Annotated in this window: 26 protein-coding genes; 9 read left to right on the top strand and 17 right to left on the bottom strand. The window is 43.3% G+C overall.

Features of this window, described 5'->3' with window-relative positions; all coding sequences use genetic code 11:
• Window positions 1-5 precede the first annotated feature (5 nt).
• On the top strand, window positions 6-224 hold the full coding sequence (locus MHN09_RS14845) for a hypothetical protein (RefSeq protein WP_014949834.1): 219 nt from the start codon (window positions 6-8) through the stop codon (window positions 222-224).
• Window positions 225-307: 83 nt separating this feature from the next.
• Here MHN09_RS14845 and MHN09_RS14840 read toward each other — a convergent pair whose 3' ends face one another.
• The 13 genes from MHN09_RS14840 to MHN09_RS14780 all read right to left on the bottom strand — a co-directional run bounded on the left by MHN09_RS14840 (window position 308) and on the right by MHN09_RS14780 (window position 10655).
• Window positions 308-502, bottom strand: coding sequence for a hypothetical protein (locus tag MHN09_RS14840; protein WP_014949833.1), 195 nt, complete (start codon window positions 500-502; stop codon window positions 308-310).
• Window positions 503-540: 38 nt separating this feature from the next.
• Entirely contained in the window at window positions 541-717 is a 177-nt protein-coding gene (locus MHN09_RS14835) for a DUF1328 family protein (RefSeq protein ID WP_014949832.1), read from the bottom strand.
• Between the two features lie 246 nt (window positions 718-963).
• Window positions 964-1659 carry a DUF2490 domain-containing protein gene (locus MHN09_RS14830; protein ID WP_239241231.1) on the bottom strand — a complete coding sequence of 232 codons (696 nt, stop codon included), beginning with the start codon at window positions 1657-1659 and terminating at the stop codon, window positions 964-966.
• A gap of 116 nt (window positions 1660-1775) precedes the next feature.
• Window positions 1776-2420 (bottom strand): hypothetical protein, encoded by a 645-nt coding sequence (locus MHN09_RS14825; protein ID WP_061095301.1) that lies wholly within the window; start codon window positions 2418-2420, stop codon window positions 1776-1778.
• 511 nt (window positions 2421-2931) lie between these two features.
• On the bottom strand, window positions 2932-3510 hold the full coding sequence (locus MHN09_RS14820; RefSeq protein WP_239241230.1) for a hypothetical protein: 579 nt from the start codon (window positions 3508-3510) through the stop codon (window positions 2932-2934).
• 24 nt (window positions 3511-3534) lie between these two features.
• Window positions 3535-3792 carry a hypothetical protein gene (locus MHN09_RS14815; RefSeq protein ID WP_014949827.1) on the bottom strand — a complete coding sequence of 86 codons (258 nt, stop codon included), beginning with the start codon at window positions 3790-3792 and terminating at the stop codon, window positions 3535-3537.
• A 52-nt stretch (window positions 3793-3844) separates the two neighbouring features.
• Window positions 3845-4384 carry a hypothetical protein gene (locus tag MHN09_RS14810; RefSeq protein ID WP_049587617.1) on the bottom strand — a complete coding sequence of 180 codons (540 nt, stop codon included), beginning with the start codon at window positions 4382-4384 and terminating at the stop codon, window positions 3845-3847.
• 4 nt (window positions 4385-4388) lie between these two features.
• Window positions 4389-4718 carry a hypothetical protein gene (locus MHN09_RS14805; protein WP_061095299.1) on the bottom strand — a complete coding sequence of 110 codons (330 nt, stop codon included), beginning with the start codon at window positions 4716-4718 and terminating at the stop codon, window positions 4389-4391.
• A 230-nt stretch (window positions 4719-4948) separates the two neighbouring features.
• Window positions 4949-7033: a response regulator gene (locus MHN09_RS14800; RefSeq protein WP_202943079.1), complete on the bottom strand. Its 2085-nt coding sequence runs from the start codon at window positions 7031-7033 to the stop codon at window positions 4949-4951.
• An 88-nt stretch (window positions 7034-7121) separates the two neighbouring features.
• A complete protein-coding gene (locus MHN09_RS14795) occupies window positions 7122-7574 on the bottom strand; it encodes a response regulator (protein WP_049587620.1) in 453 nt (150 codons plus the stop codon).
• Window positions 7564-9078, bottom strand: a complete 1515-nt coding sequence (locus MHN09_RS14790; protein WP_239241229.1) for a sensor histidine kinase — start codon at window positions 9076-9078, stop codon at window positions 7564-7566. The genes MHN09_RS14795 and MHN09_RS14790 overlap by 11 nt, the downstream gene beginning before the upstream one ends.
• Before the next feature lie 4 nt (window positions 9079-9082).
• Window positions 9083-9307 (bottom strand): hypothetical protein, encoded by a 225-nt coding sequence (locus MHN09_RS14785; RefSeq protein ID WP_014979579.1) that lies wholly within the window; start codon window positions 9305-9307, stop codon window positions 9083-9085.
• 16 nt (window positions 9308-9323) lie between these two features.
• Window positions 9324-10655 (bottom strand): sigma-54 dependent transcriptional regulator, encoded by a 1332-nt coding sequence (locus MHN09_RS14780; RefSeq protein WP_156086533.1) that lies wholly within the window; start codon window positions 10653-10655, stop codon window positions 9324-9326.
• Window positions 10656-11201: 546 nt separating this feature from the next.
• Between MHN09_RS14780 and MHN09_RS14775 the strand changes: the two genes are divergently transcribed.
• On the top strand, window positions 11202-11807 hold the full coding sequence (locus tag MHN09_RS14775; RefSeq protein ID WP_239241228.1) for an exopolysaccharide biosynthesis protein: 606 nt from the start codon (window positions 11202-11204) through the stop codon (window positions 11805-11807).
• An 8-nt stretch (window positions 11808-11815) separates the two neighbouring features.
• On the opposite strand, the gene MHN09_RS14770 is transcribed toward MHN09_RS14775, so the two are convergent.
• Together MHN09_RS14770 and MHN09_RS14765 are read right to left on the bottom strand one after the other, a co-directional pair.
• A complete protein-coding gene (locus MHN09_RS14770; RefSeq protein WP_061095293.1) occupies window positions 11816-12739 on the bottom strand; it encodes a LysR family transcriptional regulator in 924 nt (307 codons plus the stop codon).
• Window positions 12740-12795: 56 nt separating this feature from the next.
• Window positions 12796-13146, bottom strand: coding sequence for a rhodanese-like domain-containing protein (locus MHN09_RS14765; protein ID WP_061095292.1), 351 nt, complete (start codon window positions 13144-13146; stop codon window positions 12796-12798).
• A 184-nt stretch (window positions 13147-13330) separates the two neighbouring features.
• On the opposite strand from MHN09_RS14765, the gene MHN09_RS14760 reads away from it, so the two are divergent.
• Window positions 13331-13642 (top strand): metalloregulator ArsR/SmtB family transcription factor, encoded by a 312-nt coding sequence (locus MHN09_RS14760; protein WP_053103822.1) that lies wholly within the window; start codon window positions 13331-13333, stop codon window positions 13640-13642.
• Window positions 13643-13738: 96 nt separating this feature from the next.
• Here the strand turns inward: MHN09_RS14760 and MHN09_RS14755 are convergent, their stop codons facing one another.
• Both MHN09_RS14755 and MHN09_RS14750 read right to left on the bottom strand, forming a co-directional pair.
• Window positions 13739-14488: a PRC-barrel domain-containing protein gene (locus MHN09_RS14755; RefSeq protein ID WP_239241227.1), complete on the bottom strand. Its 750-nt coding sequence runs from the start codon at window positions 14486-14488 to the stop codon at window positions 13739-13741.
• 192 nt (window positions 14489-14680) lie between these two features.
• Window positions 14681-15037, bottom strand: a complete 357-nt coding sequence (locus MHN09_RS14750) for a DUF413 domain-containing protein (RefSeq protein ID WP_049587633.1) — start codon at window positions 15035-15037, stop codon at window positions 14681-14683.
• A 399-nt stretch (window positions 15038-15436) separates the two neighbouring features.
• Between MHN09_RS14750 and MHN09_RS14745 the strand changes: the two genes are divergently transcribed.
• From MHN09_RS14745 to MHN09_RS14720, 6 genes are all read left to right on the top strand, one after another.
• Window positions 15437-15604, top strand: coding sequence for a hypothetical protein (locus MHN09_RS14745; protein ID WP_168463489.1), 168 nt, complete (start codon window positions 15437-15439; stop codon window positions 15602-15604).
• A 126-nt stretch (window positions 15605-15730) separates the two neighbouring features.
• Window positions 15731-16561 carry a LysR family transcriptional regulator gene (locus tag MHN09_RS14740; RefSeq protein WP_239241226.1) on the top strand — a complete coding sequence of 277 codons (831 nt, stop codon included), beginning with the start codon at window positions 15731-15733 and terminating at the stop codon, window positions 16559-16561.
• Between the two features lie 72 nt (window positions 16562-16633).
• Window positions 16634-16984 (top strand): DUF2750 domain-containing protein, encoded by a 351-nt coding sequence (locus tag MHN09_RS14735; protein ID WP_014949811.1) that lies wholly within the window; start codon window positions 16634-16636, stop codon window positions 16982-16984.
• Between the two features lie 123 nt (window positions 16985-17107).
• Complete coding sequence (locus tag MHN09_RS14730; RefSeq protein WP_014949810.1) at window positions 17108-17341, top strand: DUF2789 domain-containing protein; 234 nt, start codon at window positions 17108-17110, stop codon at window positions 17339-17341.
• Between the two features lie 68 nt (window positions 17342-17409).
• Window positions 17410-18798 (top strand): ribonuclease J, encoded by a 1389-nt coding sequence (locus MHN09_RS14725; RefSeq protein ID WP_239241224.1) that lies wholly within the window; start codon window positions 17410-17412, stop codon window positions 18796-18798.
• Between the two features lie 216 nt (window positions 18799-19014).
• A complete protein-coding gene (locus MHN09_RS14720) occupies window positions 19015-23187 on the top strand; it encodes an EAL domain-containing protein (protein WP_239241233.1) in 4173 nt (1390 codons plus the stop codon).
• Window positions 23188-23200: the final 13 nt, after the last annotated feature.

The raw sequence follows: 23200 nt of genomic DNA, 5'->3' as shown, positions 1-23200 counted from the left end.
CCTAAATGGAAAACAGTGTTGAGTTTCAATTTGAAACAGAAATGTCTGCTTATCGCTTTTTGAATACTGTAAAGCATATTGACGCAGAAGGGTTAAGAGTGAAATTCGGGCGTACGGATCATCACGTGAGTGTAAAATACCGTTACGGCGTAGGTGAATTTGATTCGACGCTATCTACACTAGACGATCTTGCTCGTGAGTTAGGTGGTGAAGAAGTGTCTTAACTAACCAGTTAGGTCAAACCACGTCGACTGTAAACACAAAAAGGGCCAGACAATTGTCTGGCCCTTTTTTGATAAAAACGTGATTAACAGTCTTTATCTTCAGCGTCTACGCCTTCTTTCACATCTTCACAAGCGTCTTCAACGGCATTACCTGCATCGGTAACAATTTCGTCTAGCTCTTCGCCTGCGTCTTCCGCTTCACCGTCACCGCAAGCTGCTAGTGATAGTGCAAATGCTGATGCTACTAGTACCTTTGATAAGTTTTTAAATGAAAACATATCCTTACTCCTTTTTCCTATTAAAATACTTCTAACTCTTAGGCTCTTGGTGCTCTACCACGTAACGCATTTGCGATAAGTGAGATTACTAGCAACGCGATAAACACAAAGAAAAGAAACTGTGCGATACCTGTTGCTGCACCTGCGATGCCTCCAAAACCAAAAACTGCTGCAATAATGGCGATGATAAAAAATGTGATTGCCCAACCTAACATAACTAAATCCTCGTATTGCTTCCGTTACTTTCACTTTAACTAATGCTATCTTTGTGCCTGTTTTTTAAGTTATTGAAATATAATGATATAATTTAATTTTTCTCTGGTTGTCAGGCCGTATCTGCAGGCAATTAACGTCACGATTACACGTACGAATGCATTTTTTACATGATTGAGTAAGGCCCTAGTCACCCAACTTTACTCTATGTGTGTTAAGGGCCTTTGGCTGGAGTTATTCTTTGATTCTTACCAGCTTCCGAAGAACGTGAGAGCAAGGTTGTGGTTTGTTATGGCGACTGAATTGGCGCCTGGCGACGCAATATGATTCTGTAAGTATCCCATCTCGACGCGCCATTTCTTGTTGAGGTGATAGGCCGGTCCCACGTAAAGTCTATTTTGATCAAACCCGCTAGTTTGGCCCCAGTCTGTGTCGTTCAAACCCAAAAATACCTCGTCCCACACGACCATTGACCATTGCTCATTTAAAGGTTTCGACCACCGTATAAATTGTCTAAACCGATAGCCTGTATCACCGCCTTCATCGCTCCTGAATCGCTGCTCCAAACGACTTCTACCTGAAATGGTACCGCCCATAAATTTGCTTAATGAATACGTGGCTTGCTGCCACACCCTGTCTTCTTCAATTGAACCGTTGTCTGAGTCTATCGTTACTCTTGCAACACCCAGCCACAAGGTTGTATCGCTTGATAGTTTGTAGCCGACACCGGGACGAACGATAGAAGCGCCTAGGCGAGATGCGTCGTCTTTAAAGCGTAAATGACCGTCAAACCAAAATTGCCATTTACCTTTATCATCGGCATCTCCAGTGAGTGCGAGGGCGTTCCAAGATTGAAAATCTGACTCGGCGTGCGACTTAACGCCGGCTGTCATCGCCATCACAAGTAGTAAGACGCAACGCGTCATAATTCGTTTTGCGCACATAGTTTTTCTCGTTGAAAATAAAAAAGAGGCAAAGCGAAAGGGAAGGGACGCCTTGCCTGCAAAGGGAGAGTGTTTCGCCCCTCACACTTCCTAAGAATGGAGGGGCAGTGGCCTATTTAGTTACCGTTTGGGTTGTAAGGTAACGAAGATTGGTGAGCAACAATACGCAGGTCGCCGTCACTATCTTTGACATAGGCAAAAGTGTATTCCACCTTCGTTTCGCCACCTTTTGTATCGGTAAAGAAGTAGTTGCCCATCGCCACGGCCATGCGACAGCTGTTGTTGATAATACCCACATTATCGAATTTCACATTTGTGTAAGGCTTTATTGCAAAGCCTTTGTCCTCTTCGTAAGCGTCGTTACCACCAACAAAGTATGAAAGCGCAGCATCGAAGCTTGAACGGAACTGGTCGTTAGCTGCAAGCGTTGGTTTAAACAGTACGCTGCTTAGATCATAACCATACATAGCTTGGATGAAATCTGCGGCTTCGCCAGAGTAATCACCATCATTGCTAAATACTGCACCAATTCGCACTATCCCGTCGCCCCACATCTTTTGTGCCGTTACCACTTCTCGCTCAGTAATACATTCGTCGGAATAAAGTAATGCGTTGTCGAGTGCTTTAGTTTTTAACGCCGGAACATTCGAACTAGCTGAATGCTCCATCTGCGGTTTTGCTACTGCACTGCAACCAGTCACTAACATTACTGTAGCTGCTACAAGGGTAGTTTTTGTCATTAACGTGCTTAGCTTTCTCATCGCCTGACTCCTTAGTCATTTGCAAAATAAATATGTGCTATTAACTGATTCAATTGCTTAGAGCAGTACCGCTATAACGCTGTCGATAGAGGTATATAAATCTGCTCTGCAGTTCATGGGTTTAATGATAGCGAGCTATGATGACGGAGACTTTTGTACAACATTAATAGAAGATTAACGGGCCATTAAAAATGCAAGAAGCAATTCAGGAGAATGGACAACAGCTATAAATTAGAGGCTGTGATAGCAGCAGTGTCATCGACTCTTTAAAGAAGAAACGAATATGACACCGACCAAGTTTGTAGAAAAGTGAAGAATGCAGTTAGCCACTGGCCTGTTAGCCACAACAGAAAAAGTAATAAAGACTAGTGCACAGGTTGATGGCTTTGAAACATATTACGGTTTTGTTTATATGTTTGAGCGATGCTTTTCAGTAACTGCAACTAGGGCCTGAAAAGCATTTCTATTAAAACTGATGTTTCAAAGCATTAGTGAGTGGCAAAACGCTCAGCTAGTTGCCATTTTTTGGCTCTAGAGGCTCTGATAGTACCTCTAAGACAGTAAAAGCATTTTTACCTAGACGCGTTTTATCATTCGCCATCATTACATCAATAGTAAAGTAGATGTCGTTAATTTGAGTTTTCACAACGTCGTTTGAGCTTGGGACGGCCATAGGCTGTGCCACTTCATCGCAGCCTGACATAGTGCACTGCCTGTCTGTTTGAAATGCCACGGGCTCTTCCTTGTTCGCCATAACTTCTCGCGCAATAACGGGCTTTTTATCCACGTTGGTTTTAACAATAGCTAAATAGGTAAAGCCTTGCTTTTGTGCAATTTCCGCTGCTCTGTAGAGGGCATATTGCTGTACTTTATCAGCAGGAGTTTTGTCTGTTGCCTTAAAAAGAATCTTATATTCGTTCTCAGAAATTTTTTCGCTTGAATAACCATAGGCAGCTTTGGTACTCGCTGACTTATAGGGGGTTGGGGCTGCTACAGGGGTCGATGAACAACCTACTATTGCAAGGCTAAACGCCGCACCAACACAGGCAAGCATCATACGGCTTTTGTTCATATTTTTTTTGTTGTTCATCTCACATATTCCTTGGTACTGTGATCATTGAAATAGCGACAATAACGCAGTCCTACTTATTGCCATTAGGGCTTGATTGCGTTTTGCTTTGGGTTTTGCATCTACCGCACCCTTGTATGCGCCAAGGGTTGCGATGCCAAGCAATGTTTCAGGCTTTCCCATCATCAGTTTACATTGCCTCTTTGCTTGTGTAAGTGCAACATCTGCATGATGTTTTTGCGAAAAATAAGCATGCTCTTTCTGTGCTATATCTTTCATATTCGATTTTAAAAAAATGTTCATCTCTTTTCCTCATTATTGGCCGTGATTTATTACGCAATGGTGAGTGTGTTCACTATCCGAAAACCCGTCGCCACGTTTGAATGAGTCTGCTAAAGCTCAAGTAATTAAATGAATTTTGTGCAAGTTTAAATAAACAAAAGGCCGCAACACTGTTAAACACCAACAACAGGAGTGGAACTACCACATAGCTAACGCCCACACTATGAAGTATAGCGCCAATAGCGATGTTTAAAATGAGCCAACATACAGTGCCCACCGCAAATGCCGCTAAGCATGCAAAGACTGTAACAAAGAAACTCTTTTTAATGAGCATCAATTCACTGTTAGTGAGCTCTAAAAACGCTAAACCCTGCGCTTTTCGCTGGGTAAATGCTTCAGAGAATGCCGAGAAGATATCCGAAAACGATGGGTCGGGGTAATTCTGTTGCGTCGACTTGTGTTGCGTAGAGTGTTCAGAGGCTGCTGATGCAGCGTTAGCATTGTCACCGTTGCTTTTAACATTAAGATTCGCCTGCGCCGCGGGCGGCGTCAGGCGAAAAGGATTTTCTGTGCACAAATTGTACTTTGCTCTTCGAAAATCAGGTACAGTCATCGAATTACTTCTTACGTAAAAGTGACGTCACTAACATTCCTGCTGCGAATGCGATACCCGCTGTCGCTACTGGGTTTTCAATGGCATATTTACGTACGTTTGACGCCTGCCATTTCTGCTGCGCCAGACGCTTTCTCGCTGACATGTTCTCTGCAGACGATGTAGCAGTGCGACGAATGTTTTCCTCCGCAATGCCAGCACTGTCTGCTAACTTGTCGACTGACGCATGAAGAGAATCTTTCAGTTGATCCGTTACTGGGTGACTCGGCTCAGCCACGCTGTTTGTATCGTTATGTTTAACTGTTTGCGATTTAACTGAAGCTTGTGTAGCCATAATACTCTCCTTAATATTTTAGGTTCATATAGGTAGCTGCAACTGATATACCAAATTATTATCTTACTGTTTTATATGATTTATTTTTATTTTACTATTGTTGCGTGAAGTGCTTATGTGCAAGTCTCACACACTGTTGTGTCTTACGTCTGTAATATTTTCTTGCTCTTGATGATGCGCTGCTCAACCTCCGACATTCGGTACAGGTTGGCAGCGAAATAATTAACTTTTCAGCCCACTACCGAGGCTAAATCGTCTTTAGTGACAGGTTTGAGCAGTGCACTGTTGATCCCTATAGTTGTCATCGTTTCGGAGTCCGCTTCGTGGCCGCTTACAATAGTAAGGATGGCATCTGGTAGCTTTTTCTTGAGCTCACTCGCTAAGTCGTAACCGTTATAATCGGGAAGGGTAAGATCCATAAGAATGTGATCGAAACGTTGATTTTCTGCAGCCTGTAATGCTTCAGCACCGCTGTACTGAGTAGTGACCGTATGACCTAAGTGGGAAAGAAACAATTGTAGTAGCTCCGCCGCATCCTCATCGTCTTCAATCACAAGTATATGCTTATTGGCAGGCTGATCTGAATCACCTTTTGAATCAGTAGACTGGATTTTCTGCTCTGCTTGCCCATTATCTGCAAGTCCTCGATAAGCGGTTTCGTCCTCTGGAGCGTGCGGCTTGTCTATTGGCATGTCTGCAACTTGTGCCTCCACGTTGGTAAATGTTACGTGATTACCTGGCGGGAGGTATTGCGAAAGCAAGTTAGCCAGTGCAAACCGGTCAATCGGTTTTCCAATTACGTCGTTAAACCCTTCGCGAATTAACGATTCTCTTAAGCCTTTGCGGCTTGCTGCTGTGACGGCTATCACTGGGATATCCTGCCCATGTCGTCTAATCGCATGTAGGGCTTCTATGCCATTCATCACTGGCATATGAATATCCATTAAAACGAGATCGAAGGGCTGGTTGTGTTCATCCGCCTGCAACACGGCTTCCAGTGCTTTTACGCCATTTTCAGCGTAGCTAATGTCAGCTTGAGATTGACTCACAAGGTGGCCGGTTAGACGTCGAATTTCTCGCAAGTCATCAACAATTAATACGCGTCCAGTTACGTTTAAATTGATGCTACTAGACTCGACAGGTTGAATTTGGCCTAACTCAAGATCTACGCGAGGCTGTTCAGAAACATCGCCAGGGTTTATATCAAATGTAAATGTGCTGCCTTCTCCTAGACGAGATTTAACATCAATGTCGCCGCCCAGTTTAGTGACTAGCTCTTTGCAAATGGCAAGTCCAAGTCCTGCTCCGCCATGATTGGCACGCATTACATCTTCTATTTGTTCGAAAGGCTGAAAAATGTTGATGAGCTTATCAGGCGGCATGCCGATACCTGTATCATCTACAGAAAATCGCAGCAGTGTTCGACTCGAATCGTTTACAGACGGCTCGTCGAGAGAGATGGTAAGCGTGATACTGCCCTTATCGGTAAATTTCACCGCATTTGAAATTAGGTTCAACAATACCTGACGCAGGCGGGTAGGATCTGTGTGAATAAACTCTGGTATTTTTGTTTTAGAAACAACGTTAAGGCTTAGTCCTTTGTCTTTGGCATTCAAACGCATTAATGAGTGAATGTCCGTTAAAAACGCGCTTAAGTTCACTTCTTTAATGTTGAGTTCAAGCTTTTCTGCCATTATCCGCGACATGTCCAGCAAATCGTTGAGTAGGCTCAACAGGTGCTTGCCATTAGAGTGGATAATAGATAACTCTTGTTGAAAAGGGCTGTTTCTCGCATCGTCTATAAGCAGTTCAGTGTAGCCAAGAATAGAGGTGAGGGGCGTGCGCAGCTCATGCCCTAAATGCGCAAGGAACTTATCTTTAGCCTTGTTCTTTTGCTCTACTTTGTTTCGCTCAATTCGCTCGTTCTCTATGTCACGGCGAACCATGGCGTATCTAATCGTGCGCATAAACCGCGGTGATTCAATTTCCGATTTTTGCAAGTAGTCTGCGGCACCTGCTCGCATGACCATTTCATCCACCGTAGCATCCGATTGTCCGGTAAGTATCACCACGGGTAAATTGAACTGGTTAGATTTTAAAACACCCAATACATCAATCGCGTTCTCTGCACCCAGTAAGTAATCTAACAAACACAGGTCGAAACTTTGTGTCTTTAATGCTTCCACTGCGTCTAAGCTATTCGTCACCCACGTCAACTCAAACGTAGGTGACTCGCACTGTGCTAGATAGTCAGAGGTTAAGAAGTAATCATCTTCATCATCCTCTACCAATAAAATTTTTATTACCTCTGACATCTAGTACCTCGTTTACCGATGGGGTATTTTTGAAACTTTATTGAGTAACATGTTTGGGTTGTCAAAAATTCAACTAACCCTTATTTGTTTACTCGTGTGGTAATTCTACGAACTCTATCCAGTAACGTCCGAGCGCGCGCATTAGTTCAACCAATCCTTCAAAGTTCACTGGTTTTGTAATGTAAGATGCGCAACCTAGATCATAACCGCGTAGCATATCTTCCTCCTCTTTAGAGGTTGTGAGAATTACCACTGGGATACTGCGAAGCTTGGGGTCGTTTTTCAGTTCTTGCAGCGCCTCTCTACCGTCTTTTCTTGGCATGTTTAAATCTAGTAAAATAAGACTAGGTCGCGGTGCCGATGCAGGATCTGTATATTTACCTTCATGACGAAGAAACTCTAATAATTCAACGCCATCTTCAACACAAAACAGATTGTTTAGAACGCGGCTTTCATTGAGCGCGTCAACCGTAAGTAAGCGGTCGTCTTCGTCATCGTCCGCCATAAGAATATTGATAGGCTGAGTTTGTTTACGCGTCATTGTGTGTTTCTCCATTATTGTTGTTAGAACCAAACGGTTCGCTATTTTTGGGTATTATTATTGAGAACGTTGCCCCTTTTCCGGGAGAACTAACTGCGGTTATTTGACCGTTGTGCCGTTCTACAATACGACGACAAACGGCAAGCCCAATACCCGTACCTTTGTATTCGCTTCTACCGTGAAGGCGTTGAAAAGGGGCAAATATTTTTTCAGCAAACGATTGTTCGAACCCTATACCGTTGTCTGATACGGTGATTTTTGTCCAGTCATATTCTTCAGCAAGCAGAATGTCTTTCGTTTCTTCTTCCTTCGCGTCCCTTGCAGATATCGTTACTTCTGGTCTCACGCCCTCGCTCTGAAATTTCAGTGCGTTAGACACTAAGTTTAAAAACAGCTGCTCTAATTGCGATTTGTCACCGCGAATAGTGGGCATATCGCTAACATGTATTTGCGCAGACTTTTCATCGATAGCGATTTCCAAATCGCCCATGATGCTATCCACTACGGTGCCTAGATTAACGTCGTCAAACTCTTTACCTCGTGTGGAAACACGAGAAAAGGCGAGAAGGTCTGAAATAAGCATGGACATCCGCTCTGCTGCATTTAGCATGCGCGCAAGGTAATCTTTGCCTCTTTCGTCTATCACATCGTTGTAGCCCGATTCTAAGCGGTTACCAAATGCCCGAATTTTTCTTAATGGTTCTTGAAGATCGTGTGACGCCACAAAGGCAAAATCTTCCAACTCTCTATTACTTCGTGCTAATTCGTCTGAATAGACACTTAACTCCTGCGTTCTATCTGCTATCCGAGATTCTAGCTCTTCGTTAACAGACTCTAGGTCAGCTTGATACTTCTCATGCTCACGGGAATTTATTTTGAGCAGTAAAAATACTGTAATAATCAGTAGCAGAGTCGTTGCAGAGGAAATGATCAGTGTATTAACAGAGTCCCTTCTTAGGCTCATTAAGTTGGCTAAATGTGTGCCTTGCATATCTCGTTCTGAACCGTCGATTTCTCTAAATAAGGTTTCAAACTGTTTGTAGAGTTTTATACCCTTATCGCTATTCACTAAAATGACAGCTTGTTGCTCTTTCCCTTCTTTATACAGCTCAACTACTTCAATGACTTCATTGATTTTTGCTTTGGTTAAAGACAAAAGTTCTTCGATGCGGATGGACTGGTCGTTAATATCTGAAGAGAAGGAGCTTACTTCTACCTCATCCATTAATTCGCCGATTACGCTTAACGTTTCGGTGTAGTCGGTAAGATATTCTTTATCGCCAGTTAGCATATAGCCGCGCTGACCAGACTCCACGCGAAGTACAGCAACGTGAAGGCGGTTAACTGCATTGATAACACGGTTCGTAGTGAACAGCCGCGCTTCCAGAGCAGAAAGGTCATTCAATGTACTAACTACGTAAAATGAATTAGCAGTTATTACAATAATGACCAGAACAACTAAAATTATCCAACTGTATAGTGAAGACAATACTTTAGTAATCATTTACTTAATCCGAAACATTGCCACTTAACTCTGATGTCATTTCAGCAAGAGTATGGCTGCAGTCTTTAGCACTGCTTATTATTTTATCCAACGCCACTAAAGCCTTTTCAGGTGCAACGTCACCGTTTAATGCCATTTTCACTAGCTCAGCTTGCATTGATATTCTGTTTAATGGTTTGCGTGCATCATGCACATAAACACTTAGTCGAGAAAATTCTTCGCTAGTCATGCCGAATACCTCTTACTTAGTCGTCTTTACTTAAGTCACCATATGCATGAAGACGGTTGTAAAGCGTTTTTGTACTAATTCCCAGCATTTCTGCTGCGGTGGTCTTATTGCCATTCACTTTTTCCAACGTGGCATAAATTAGCTCTTTTTCCACGTCTTCAATGGTTCTACCGGCTTGAAGTGCCGGTGTCGTGCTCTGTTTTTGAGCAAATGGTGACTCAATGGTTTTTGGTAATTCAATCTCACTCTTTTCAGGGTCGCTCATAATGGCAGCGCGATGCACAAAGTGTCTTAGTTCACGCACGTTACCGGGCCAGTCGTAAGCTTGTAACGTATCGAGTTGACTATCTTCCCACTTAAATTGCGAGCCATTATCTTTATTGAATTCAGCAATAAAGGTTTTTGCTAGTAATGGAATATCTTCCTTTCTTTCGCGTAGCGGAGGAATGGTGATTGGGAAGACCGCAAGTCTGAAGTAGATGTCTTCGCGCAGTACTTTGCTTTGCGCAATCTCTTCCATTGTTCGGTTCGTGGCAGATACAACGCGGCAGCTCACCGGGATGGTCTTCGTTCCGCCCACACGAATAACAACCTTGTTTTCTAAAACGCGGAGTAAGTTGGGCTGCATATCAATGGGCATTTCTGTGATTTCGTCCAAAAAGAGCGTACCGCCCTCAGCTTGTTCGAAAACACCTTCTTTACGTCCTACAGCGCCGGTAAATGCTCCTTTTTCGTGACCGAAAAGTTCACTACCTATTAGTTCTTTTGAGAATGCACCACAGTTGGTTGCAATATAGGGGCCTTCACTTTCTGAAGCACGATGAATTGCGGCAGCCACCACTTCTTTACCTACACCGCTTTCACCAAGCAGCATTACATTTGCGCTGGTTTTACTCACTCTAGAAATCAGCTTGTAGAGCTCTTTCATAATTGGCGATTCACCAATCAGCAAGTCAAAATGTTTCTCTATTTTGTCTTGTGCAGGTGCTTTTTCTTTTGGCTTTTGACTTAATACAGCCTCTATTTCCTCCCGTTGAATTGGCTTAACGAGATAGTCGACCGTGGGGCCACACAGACCCTTTATCACGCTTTTCACAGAAGGGTGACCCGTTATCAAAGTAACGCGAGGGCGCTTAGGAAGTGCATCTAGTTCATTGAATAAGTGCGCGCCGCTTCCATCGGGTAACATGAAATCAAGCAGTACATGGTCAAAGGTTTCTTTTTCTAACCAATCGCGGGCTTCTTTGAGTGTGGCAGCGGTAAGTACTTCGTGGCCAAGAAATTCGATGATAGTACAAGCTACTTCTGTGAACTCGGCGTCGTCATCAACTAAAAGTACGGTAAGCAAGTGGGTGTCCCTCTCTTCTGTCGTTTCCTATTCAGAAAAATTATGGAATAGAATCAATGTTATAGTCTTATCATACGCTATTAACAACTGAATGCTAACGCGCATATTTAAAATTTATTTATACGCTGGTTTAAATTGATAAGGCGTTAGCGCATCGGAAAATATTTAAATGCCTCAAGCAATCCGGAAATTTTGTACATTTGCCTTGATGCCAGAAATAGTCGGTTGCGCTACCTTCTTCTAATTTATCAACTCTTTGCGATCAGCGGTACACATCGCACTAAAGTACAGAATGTCTATATCTGTTTTTGTTTTATTAGGTGATTTTATTTTACTTATCAGGAGCATTTGCAAAAAGTATTCCTGTCTTTAACACACTGTCACATGCAATCGATGGCATATTTTTCGCACGATTTGCCTGTCTAAGGTTACTTGCAATTTCACTATGGCAAATCGAGTAGGTGCAAGAAATGTATATTAACTAGGCGAGGAGCCCGTCTGATTAGCGCGACGTTCGCTGGTAATGTGATATCAAAGGAATTGAAGATGTGGGGAAAAACAGCTGTAAGATCAATGACCTTATACGAGTTGTTGGGGAAAATGCAGCCGCGAGCAAGACAAGATACGTTCGAGTTTGCTGAGTTTTGGGATGTGATGGAGAAAAGAGGCTTTGGACCAATGCTGGCGCTGCCATCTTTTATCGCTTGCACACCGATTGGGGCCATCCCTGGGATCCCATCTTTAGCGGGTGGGACGATTTTACTCATCGCGTTGCAAATTTTACTCGGTCGTAGGCATCCTTGGTTACCGCAAAAAGTGATGCAACTAAACTGTGACGCCGATCAGCTTCGCTACATTGTCGAAAAGGTTAAACCGTATGCAGTACGTGTAGACCGCTTTTTAGTTCCTCGGTGTTTTTTCATGCGCCAGCCTGTGTTTAGATCACTCATCGCATTGTGCTGTGCAGGTTGCGGATTTGTAATGATTCCACTGGAGCTTATTCCCTTTATGGGGCTTATTCCCGCTTTTGCTGTTTTTATTATGGCAATAGGCATGGCCACAGACGACGGTGCTGTGGCGTTAGTTGGTGTTTCATTATCGCTATTTGGCTTTATACTTGGGTTTGAACGCCTTGCAGTCGCGCTAGGTTGATGGTCTAACTACTCAGTACACGAATCGAGCATAAAATCTGACGATGGAAGGTTCATTGTTTGATATCGTAGCTCACCAATAAAAGCACGGGCAGCTGGTCCCAACGTATCGCCGTCTTCGAAAGACAAATAAAGGAGCGCCTTACGCAACGCTGCATTATTATCGAGGGGAAGGGGAACGAGTGTACCGTCTTCTAGCTCATCTTTAATTATTGCTATAGGCAGCCACGCAAAACCCAACCCCTGAGCAATAATATCTAATGACGTTCTAACGTGGCTTACGGTCCAGCGCTGCTCTGCACCTAACCAGCCCACATCAGCTTTACGCTCCGCGGATGAATCCCTTACCACAATTTGACGATACGCTTTTAAGTCTTCCAGTGTGAGCGTTCTATCCAATTGGTGTAATGGATGGTCGGCGTGAGCGACAGCTGCAAATTCAATTTCGCACAAGTCTTCGCTAAAGCCATTAGAAAACGCGAAAGGAGAGATGCCTAAATCAACTTTACCATTGCTCAAAAGTGAATTTGCGCCACTGAGTACAGTTTCTTCTATCTCGATACGAAGGAGCGGGAACTCAGCAGAAACTTTCGCTAGCACGTTATAAAGCAATTCAGACGGGAAAATAATATCCACCGCTATGCGTAAAGTTGTTTCTGTGCCAGATTTAAGGCTATTGGCAACGGCCTCGAGCTTGTGTGCTTCGCTAAGCAAAAAAGAGGCACGGCGATACATAAGTTCACCTTGCGGCGAAAGCTGGACTTTACGTCCAATATTCTCAAACAATGACACTCCAATGGCGTTTTCAAGCTTTTGAACCGCGTGGTGAACGCTCGATTGACTTTTGTGAACTTCAGCAGCAGCTTGATTAAAGCCGCCTGCATCGACGACGGCTTTGAACATTCGCCATTGTTCTAACGTAGATTTCAGCATACAGCGCCTTAAAACTCTTAATTAACGCTACTTATAGCATACGCTTGGTTAAGAAGTCATTTCTGGTTTGCTTGATTTATCGTGGGTACAGGGCATGTCACAACCGAAACGTTCTCATAGCCCATCTTTATAAGTTGCTCTGCAGCTAGTTTTGCTCGAACGCCCGACGCACAGTGAATATAAAGTGGCGCTGAAGCATCTTTAAACTGTTCCAGTGCCTTCATTTCGAGCACGCCGCGTGGTATGTGAAGCGCAGAAGGTACGGGCTGATTGGCAACTTCGGCACTCTCTCGTACATCAATCAGTATACCGCTATTGTTTCGGCACTCACTGGCCGCTTGCTCCGCAGATACAGTGCGTAAGTTCACGTCTATGTTTTCTATTCGAGTCTTCATGTCTATAAGCATATTTTTCCTTTTTGCCTAAACTTAGTTGAAATAAGTAAAATCTAATATATTGATGTCAGCGTAATAAAACAATGTAAAATACGGCGATTCGTCGCATAAATTGGCAGGTCGGCAAAATGCCTTATACTTTAGTATAGTAAATGGCTAAATTGGTGCCGAAATACTTTACAGATAGAGAGTGCTTATGTCCGAGGATATGGTAATAGGTTCAGATGATATAATGGAACACGCTGCGGAAGCCGAGATCTTCCTTAAGCAATTCGCGAATAAAACACGCCTTATGGTGCTTTGTTCGTTGCTGAAAGAGGAAAAATCGGTAACCGAACTTCTCGAAGTTGTTAGCGTCTCGCAGCCAGTGATTTCTCAGCACCTTGCTTTATTGCGAGAATCAAAGATGGTGGCCACAAGAAGGCAAGGTCAAACTATTTACTACCGCTTAGCAGACGAGCGCGTCAAGCGTTTAATTGCTTTGATGTACGAATTTTTCTGCGAGTAATCTTCTTTTTGTATCTTAAGCTACAATGTCCGCCTTCAACAACGGACATTGTAAAGTTCCTAACTAAAAATCGCCAACAATGACATTCTTCGGTTATTAATTTCCGGTTTTATTCAATTGCTCGCAAAGCATAGGCACATAGCCTTCTTCAGAAATTTTTTCACTTTCCACTTCAGGTCTATCAACCAATTCGTCGTGACTTAAATTCACTACTACGCTGTGCGCCGCCCAGTCGATACTTTCAATATCGCTAGGTAGAAGTGCGAGATGTTTACCACCCGGAAGCCAGTTGTTGGTATCTACCACTAGCATGATTATCTTCCAGCTCTCGGTGTCAATGACGAAGTTACTGATGTGGCCCACGTTATCTGTGGTTGTAGCTACTTCATATCCACCAACTTCGCCCACTGCTCTTAGGTGGTTGGTGCTTTTTTTCGGGGTTTCAGTTTCAGACTCTTCAGCGCGTTGTAATTCGACCAGTTCATTTGGATGTGCGAACTCTCCCCATGCTCCTGGACCAATCCAATAGTATCCGTAACCAAAATATTTGAAGAGGTTTTCTTCGTATTCACGTGACACAGGCTTATGTTCGTCAATAGAGGGGCTGTTTTTCAATGTATCAACTGTCATATTGATATGAACAGACTCACTATCTTCATCTAGCTGTTTGACAGATATAGGTGATATTACCACTTTGCGGCTAAGCGGTAGCCAAGTATTGGTATCTGCGACCAAGTAGCGAACAGTGAAGGTTTCGTCGTCGAAAAGGATATCGCGGATGCCGCCCACTTTGTCATCAAGGGCATGTATAGAAAAGTGAGTAAGCTGTTTTGAACTAATGATCATCGTTGCGCCTCCTTTGCATGGGCTCGTTTTTCAGAATGAAATGCACAATTCACTGCACATCACTCTGTATTACTACTAAGTGTAGACAGTCCTTAATGTTTCTTCATTTTGTTCTTGTCTGAAGTTGATTGAGATCATTTGTTCAATAACAAAAAAGCTCGCCGGAGCGAGCTTTTTAGTAATGATGTAGCATTATGCTACATCGAATTCTTCATCAGAGTAATCTTCATCATAGTCTGACTGGTTACTCGCACTGCTGTGAAGGGTGTAGAAGTGCTTTTTGCCCCTTGCTAATCTGACGTATTTCGCCCAGGCTTTTTCTAGGTTATTGCTAGCTTCAACTTTACCTGTAACGAATTCGACGAAATGTCTCTCATCATCACTTTCAGGCGACAACTCGCCATTTTCAAGTCCTAGCAGTGTTTTGCCGTAGTGGGTTAGAAGATCGGCTTCAGTAATACTGAAGTCACCTGATTTACGAAAACCGTATGGAAACTTCTGACGGTCAATATAAGGTTTTGCAGATTGTCGAATAGCTAAACTTTTCATGTTGTACCCAACGTAATGTTTTGTTCAGCGCACTTTTAAGATAATTAAAAACGAAGATAAAACAAAAGATTTTTCTCTTATCAATAAAAAATTTTTAACGGTATAAAATCTAACACTAAATTTTAGATTACGTTAGAAAAGTATACAGAAAGTACGAGGTGATAACCTCAAGTATGATGTGTCTAAGTTTTTGAAATTAAAGTGAAATATAAGTATCTATTTATTGGCCCTGCAACGGGTATCGCTATTACACGAGCGTAAATGAGTTGGACGTTAAAAGTCTATGAAAATCACTGATGAGAATAATCAAAAATTCTTGTCGCTACGATGATTAAAATTCGTTTTCTATTTTGTCACTTAAGATAATAATTGAAGTGTGTTAACAACCCAGAGAAGTCAATGAGTAAAGACTATCGTTACCAGCGTGATGAATGGGACTCGGTAGAAGAGGAAGATTTTCACGCTAAAAAGCCAAGTTCCAAACGTCAAAGTACTGTAAAGGAAAAGCAGAAGCGTGACCTGCAACGCCGTGACAAACAGCGTCGCCTGCACCAAGAAGAGTATTAATTCAGCGAGTTGGTGAAATTTTAATAAAGCGTACCGTTTATAGCGGTGCGCTTCTGTGCTTTTGTGTTTACTTGCCGTATTATCTGTGTCAATTTAGACCCACTTTGATTCGGTTGTACAATAAGCATGGATATACGCTTTCTCACCACCTTTATAGAGGTGGCAAAAACTCGTCACTTTGGTAAAGCGGCTGAAAACCTTTACCTTACTCAATCTGCAGTCAGTGCACGCATAAAGCTACTTGAAGAGTATTTTCATACCACGCTTTTTATTAGGCAACGCAACAGTATACAGCTCACTCAATCTGGTGAGAAACTTCTGCCTTACGCTAGGCAATTATGCGCAACGCTAAACGAAGCAAAACAAGAGCTCCAAATTCAATCCTCTGAATATGTTGTTTGCGGCGCAACACAGCTTGCGAGCGAGCTGTTATTGCCTCAGATGCTCAGTCACCTACACAACTCGTTTCCCGATTGGTCAGTAAAGGCTGAAGTTCTTACGTTAGATACCCTTTCGCGACAATTGCACGAAAGGGTGACGGACTTATCATTCTCCACGGAACCGTTGAAATCTGAAGAAGTAAATAGTGATGTATTGCTACAGCAGGATTTGGCGCTATATAGAATTGGACAAGCGTCTGAGACTATTGATGCAGCAGATTTTGTGGCTATTGATTGGGGAACTAAGGCAAGAGACTGGTTGCTTACTGCTTACCCTCAACTTCGCGATGCAAAGCTAAGAACCAATTCGTTGAATCTTGCGCTCAACAATTTACAGAGCGAAGGTGGTATTGCCGTATTACCGACCAACGTTGAGAGTCAGTTACCCGGTAGTGTGAAAGTGACCAGAATTGAAATGTTAGAAAACGTATCGTTTAAGGTGTATATGCACAGCATGAAGCAAGTCAGACGAGTGGGTCTAGCAGAGATAATAGAAAGCGTGTCTAAAGCGTGTTAACCGCTGCCATTAAATTTACCCACTGTGCCTAATTTAAAGGCATGTGAGTCGCAGAATTAAAGAGAGAAACTTATGTCACAATTACATCCTTTATTGGAAAAAAACGCATTTCAACGACTAGAAGCAAGCCTTGCAACAATTAAAGCGGAAGAGAAACTCTTCATTCTTAAAGATGAGCACGGCTGTGTAATGCTAACTACTGATGAAGAAGATGGTGTTCCGGTTTGGCCTGATGCTGAGTTAGCACTCTTGTGGGCAACCGAAGACTGGGCACACTGTGAAGCGATGGAATTAAGCACCGAAGAGTTTTTGACTAAGTGGGTGCCGGGCATGACGCAAGATGAATTAATGGTCATTGTATGTCCTGTACCTGCTGAAGAAGGAGAGGTGATTACGCCAGAAGAGTTCGCTGACTACCTTTAAAATGTGATCTCAAGGGGAAGACAAAGGGTAATTATCCAGTGAGCAAATGGGCATAAAAACGTTAGTTGGATACAACGTATCTGGCGTTTATTGTGCCCTTAATTAATAACCCAAGGAGGCGTTATGTTTACTGAGCAACCCACAATGAATAGTCTATTTAGCCAACTCGGTTTAGGAAGTTCAGACGAAGAAATTGCTGAATTTTTTGAAACACATCGAGGGCTGAATAAGAGCCAACATCTTCATGAAGCGCCTTATTGGAATGAAAGTCAGTCTGCATTTTTGAAAGATGCCATTGTTGAAGACGCTGCGTGGGCCGAAGTGATAGACCAACTTAATGCTGAATTGCACGAATGATGGCTCTGCGCTCCTAGATTTAAACGTCAAACTAATATTCAATGCTCTGAGAGAAGGTAATAGCCGTTTTGTTGCACCCATCTGCTGATGATTTGTGGTTTCTTCCGTTAGGCGGAACGGGCGAAATTGGGATGAACCTCAATTTGTATGGTCATGATGGTCAATGGTTAATGGTTGACTGTGGGGTTTCTTTTGATGAGCCTCTCGTACCTGCCTACAAAGGCGTCAGCCAAGCGTCTAACCAGAATACGTTCAAAGCCACTACGCATCGCGTTGTGGCTCCGAACCCTTCATTTATTGCTAAACAAAAAGAAGCACTGGCTGGCATTGTCATTACCCACGCCCATGAAGACCATGTAGGCGCAATTCCTTACCTTTGGGAACGTTTCCAAAAGCCAATTTATACTACGTCTTTTACCGCCGAAGTGTTAAGGCGAAAGCTTGCAAGGAGCAAATTGGCTAACCGTATTGCCATTATTGAAGTCGATGCAGGCGATACCAAGCAAATTGGGCCTTTTAGCGTTAACTGGCTAGCCATTACTCATTCGCTTCCAGAACCCTTCGCACTAAAAATCAATACACCAGTAGGCACAGTATTGCATACAGCAGACTGGAAAATTGATGCCAACCCCATAACAGGTTTACCTTTTGACGTTAGCCTTTACAAGCGACTAGGCAGTGAGAATATTCTTGCCATGGTTGGAGACTCTACCAATGCAACAAAACCTGGCTTTTCAATTTCAGAGAGAAATTGTTACGACGGCCTATTAAGCACTATCGCGCCGTTAAAGGGGAGAGCGGTGGTAGGTTGCTTTGGTAGCAATATAGCACGGCTAATTTCGCTGGCTAAAGTCGCCAAGAAAACTAAGCGTTACATGGCGCTGTACGGTCGTTCGTTAATGAACATGTACGGCATTGCCAAGCAACAGGGCATTTGGCCGGACGATTTACCGGTGTCCGATCCCCAGCATTTAGGTTATCTTCCCCCCCATGAAGTTTTAGCCGTAGCGACAGGCAGCCAGGGCGAGAAAAATACCGCACTGGCGCGTTTTGCAAAAGACACTCACCCTTACCTTAGCTTAGACAAAGGGGATACTGTGCTATTTTCTTCGATAGTTATTCCCGGAAATGAAGAGAGTGTAGACCGATTAAGTAAAGCGCTGCAGGCAAAGGGAGTAACGGTTATTCACAGTGAAGATAGCACGCTGCCAATTCATGCCAGCGGTCACCCCTGCGAAGAAGAATTAAAGCTCATGTATCATTGGGTTAAACCGAACATTGCTATTCCGGTTCACGGGGAGCATCAACACCTTCAAGCACATGCAAATATTGCTAAAGCGTGCGGTATTAAAAAGACCTATGTAGGGCAGAACGGTGATTTGTACAGGCTAGCGCCACAGCCTAGCATTCGCAGACAGGTTGTTCCAGTTGGTCGCATTCCTGTACAGCAAGCGTAAAATAAAAATATTGAAATAGCCCTAAGTGTATTTAGTCGGACGCGCCTTTTGCTTTTGTTCATATTGTACGCTTTAGAAAAATTAATTTTTATTTATCAATGCGATAGATGTGTCCTTTACGTTTTTTAAAACCTCATTTTAGAAGCTGCCCAAGTTTAAAACATTCTGTTACACTTGGGCTTATAATAAAAATTTAAAACGTGCGACCCATTTTTGATGAGATATTTCAACTATTTTTTACTGCTGTTTTTAGTTGTAAGCCTACAAGCGGTGGCCTCGCCGCGACTGTCTAATCCCGTCTTTCAGTCTTTATCGACCAAAAATGGCCTTCCGCAAGATATCGTCAACGACATTGTTATAGACGAAGATGGCTTTGTGTGGATAGCCACAGAAGGTGGTTTGGTTCGTTGGGATGGAGTTAGAACTAAACGAATAGCAGGTCCAGACAATTCTCTTATCGACTCATCCATTTATCGACTTGCCCTTCAAGGTACTGAAGCGTTGTGGTTTAGTGTGTACGGCAGAGGGGTTTATTATCTCGATTTGGCCACTCAAGATGTGGTGCAATTAGAGCCAACGTACTACCACGACTTTGAAGGTTTTGTGCAACATGCAGAAACCTTTCATTGGCAAGATGACACGCACCTTATCATTGCACTGGCAGAAGAAGTGCATAAATTTAACACGCAAACTAAAACCCTTGAGCGAATAGCAAAGCTCCCTGAGCCGCTGTTGGGTAACAGCCAAAGCATCCGGGCGGCAATCACCGTTGAAGACACCTTACTGGTAGCCACTACATCGGGGGTGTACGTCAAAAATATCAACAATTTAGAACAGTCTTTACGTCGACTTGATTACCTGGGTGATATTCCCGAAAACCTCGATAACGCCAATGCAAAGTTTCTACTTTTAGACGATAAGGACAGGGTGTGGATTTCAACGGTTTCGGGCGTATTTGTTGCTCAGAAACAAGACTTTCTCAAGCAGGTACAGGGCGAAAAAGAACATGTCTTTACACAGGTTCTATCTGACAGAAACGTGTGGACGTTGGTTCAGTACAAAGACGACGCTTTTTGGATGGGCACTAATAAAGGGCTATATCAGCTGAGTAAAAAAGCAGGTGGTTGGGAATACGAACACATCTTAGAACCGCATAACGGTTTCACCGAAATTTCAAACAAAAAAATTATCGCCATTGCCAAAGATGAATCTGACAACCTCTGGTTAAGTTCAGTCTATGCTGGTGCACTGTATTTCGGTGTGAAAAGTGCGGATATTTTTGCTATCCAGAATGAACGAGCCGGTGAGGCTAGCGTTTTGACTAGCCATGTGGTGTGGTCGTTTGCCGAGACTGAACCTAATAAAATATGGATAGGTACAGAAAACGGGCTTAATCACTATGATTTCACGACAAAAAAGTCTGAGAAGTATCTGTATTCAAAAAGTCAAAGAGCGATTATCGGCGAAGGCGCCGTAAACAAAATTGTTCCAACGCAAAGTGGCGAATTGTTTCTCAATACGTACAACGGAATACGGTTGTTTGATATGGAAACAGGGGAGGCTAACCGGCCAGAGGTATTAAAAGGTGGCGATGACACCGTATTTGATGCGTATGGCGCGGGAATGATGCTTTCAGATAAAGGAGATTTGTACTTTATTGGCAACGAAGGTTTTTTAAAGTATGACGTGGACAAAAAAGAAATTTCTTCTTTAGAGCTGGATCCTCGTGTTTTTGACATAAATTTTTCATTGGGTTTCTTGGGGCAGTCTCATTACCACAATGATCGATTATTTTTTGCTACCGAAGGTGGTTTGTGGTTAATCGACCCAGAGACGTTTCAGCATGAATTGGTCTATCGATTCTCAGAGCTACAGCGTGGCCGAGATCGCTCCATATCGTCGTGGGTTATCGACGATATGGGTGTGCTGTGGCTTGCATACAGTGGCGTAGGGTTGGTTGGCATAGACGCAGACACGTTTGAGCCGTTGTACAACCTAAACGAATCGAATATTTTATTATCAAACATTGTTTACGGGCTGCAAAAAGACGAAGCAGGCAATATCTGGTTTAGTTCGCACAAAGGGTTACACAATTACGATCCGTCTACCGGCCAAATCAAGAACTTTATCTACGGACGTGAGCTAAGTGTTTCTGAGTTTAACCAAGGGGCTTCGCTTAAGCTTAAGGACGGTCGACTGGCTTACGGCTCGACGAGCGGCGCTGTGGTTTTCTCTGCATCGCAATTGGAAAGCTTGGAAGTTGGAAGAAGTTTGCTAAGTAAGCAAACTGCTATAACGGAAGTTGCCGTAGATAATAGGGTGCTTAATCAGCCGCTTAAAAACCTAAGTGGACATCATTTCGATCTCGATTACGAAGATTATGGGTTAACAATCCATTTTTCGTCATTAGCGATGTCAGGCATAGGAAAAGTAAAGTACTACTACAAGCTGTTGAACGGTGATCGCGTCGTTACAGAAGGCGTGACTGACGATGCAAAAATAACCTTTACCAACATAGAACCGGGTGACTACGTTTTTTCTGTTGCCCCCACGCCAGGTAGTTTCGACTATAACGTGCTACCGGCTGAAATTACGCTTTATATGCCACATGCGCCTCTGCGTTCACCGCTTGCATATACTATTTACGCAGCGCTCATCGTAAGTTTATTCGTAGCATATTTACTCTCCCGTCAACGCCAACTGTTTAGACTACAAAAAGCGCAGCAGCAGGTAACGCTATTCAGTGACGCTTTTAGACAAACTCGAGACTGGGTTTTAATTTTTGATAAAGAAAAGCGTTTAGTTGCCGCGAACCCAGCTTTTGAACACGTGTTCGGCTTTAATAATAAAGAGCCGTTACCCAAGCAGTTGGCACGACTTTATTTGCGTTACCCAACGTTGAATAGACACCTTTCTGGCAAATTACCGGAAATGCAGGGAGGGGATTTTTGGAAAGACGAGGCCGTGATCGATGGTGCTGATGGCAAGCGCTACGACGTGCTTATTGATATAACAGCGGTAAGTGGCGAAAGTAATACTGCAGAGCATTACCTGATTGTTATTTCCGACATCACAGAACAAAAAAATGCTGAGCGCAAACTTCTGAAAATCGCGACCTACGATGGCTTAACAGGCTTGGTCAACAGAACATTGCTGCTAGACAGACTGGAGCATGCTATTGGGCTTGCCCGTCATCATGAGCATCGTGTGGCGGTGATGTTTGTTGACTTGGATAGATTTAAAGGTATTAACGACTCACTTGGGCATGACTACGGTGACAAACTGCTGCGCATTGTAGCCAACCGAATGCGAAACCTTGTGGCTGAGTCGGGCACCGTTGCGCGATTAGGTGGCGATGAATTCGTTATTGTTATTGAGGAAGTTAATGCCAATGACGACTTGAGCTCATTCGTGGCCCAAATCATTGAGTCAGTAGAAACGCCTATATCGCTAGCAGAGGAAGTGCTTCGTGTTTCTTGCAGTATTGGCGTGGCGTTTTATCCAGAAGACGCCTCTGAGCCTGCTGAGCTTATCAAGCAGGCTGATGTGGCCATGTATACGGCGAAGAAGGACGCATTAAGCGGCTTTACCTACTTTACGACAGACATGAATGAACGTGCCAAAACGCGTTTACAGCTTGAAAATAAAGTAAAACGTGCCTATTCAGATGACTGCTTCTTCAATCACTATCAGCCAATTATAGATGCCAGAACCAATACCACTATTGGGGTTGAGTTACTGCTGCGAGGAAAACTGGATAACGAGCCTCTTTTCCCCGATCAGTTCATACCGGTACTTGAAGAATTGAAGTACATAATAGAAGTTACACGACAGGCAATGCGAAGAGCGGCAGAGGACTTGTCGTCCTGGTATAGCCAAGGCTTCACGGGGTTTGTCTCTATTAATCTATCTGCACTTCACTTCAAAACCGAATTCGACTTAACCGGTGTGCTAACCCTGCTTGATGAGTTCAATCTACCCAAAGAAGCGTTTCGATTCGAGATTACCGAAGGCGTATTGATGGATGACAGTGACAATGCGTTAAGACAGATTAATCGGTTTGTGAAAGAAGGTTTTGTATTAGCCCTTGACGATTTTGGTACAGGTTACTCGTCTTTAAGCTATTTAAAGCGTTATCCGTTGTCGGTATTAAAAATCGACAAGAGCTTCGTTAACGAAATGGCGCCGGGTAATGCAAACGAAGCGCTGGTAACAACAACCATTACGTTAGCGAATAACTTGAATATGAGTTGTGTTGCGGAAGGCGTTGAAACAAAAGCGCAAGCGGAAGAATTGATTGGAAAAGCGTGTTATTTCCATCAAGGCTATTTCTACGCCAAGCCTTGTACCGCCGAGGAAGTTGCACCGCTGTTATTTAAAGCGTGGTAAAACGTCGATATTT

It is taken from the genome of Alteromonas sp. MmMcT2-5 (assembly GCF_022348315.1).
In the GTDB taxonomy this organism is placed as follows: Bacteria; Pseudomonadota; Gammaproteobacteria; order Enterobacterales; family Alteromonadaceae; genus Alteromonas; species Alteromonas macleodii.
Note: the sequence above shows the minus strand (reverse complement) of the source record. Positions and strands in the feature narration are given on the sequence as shown.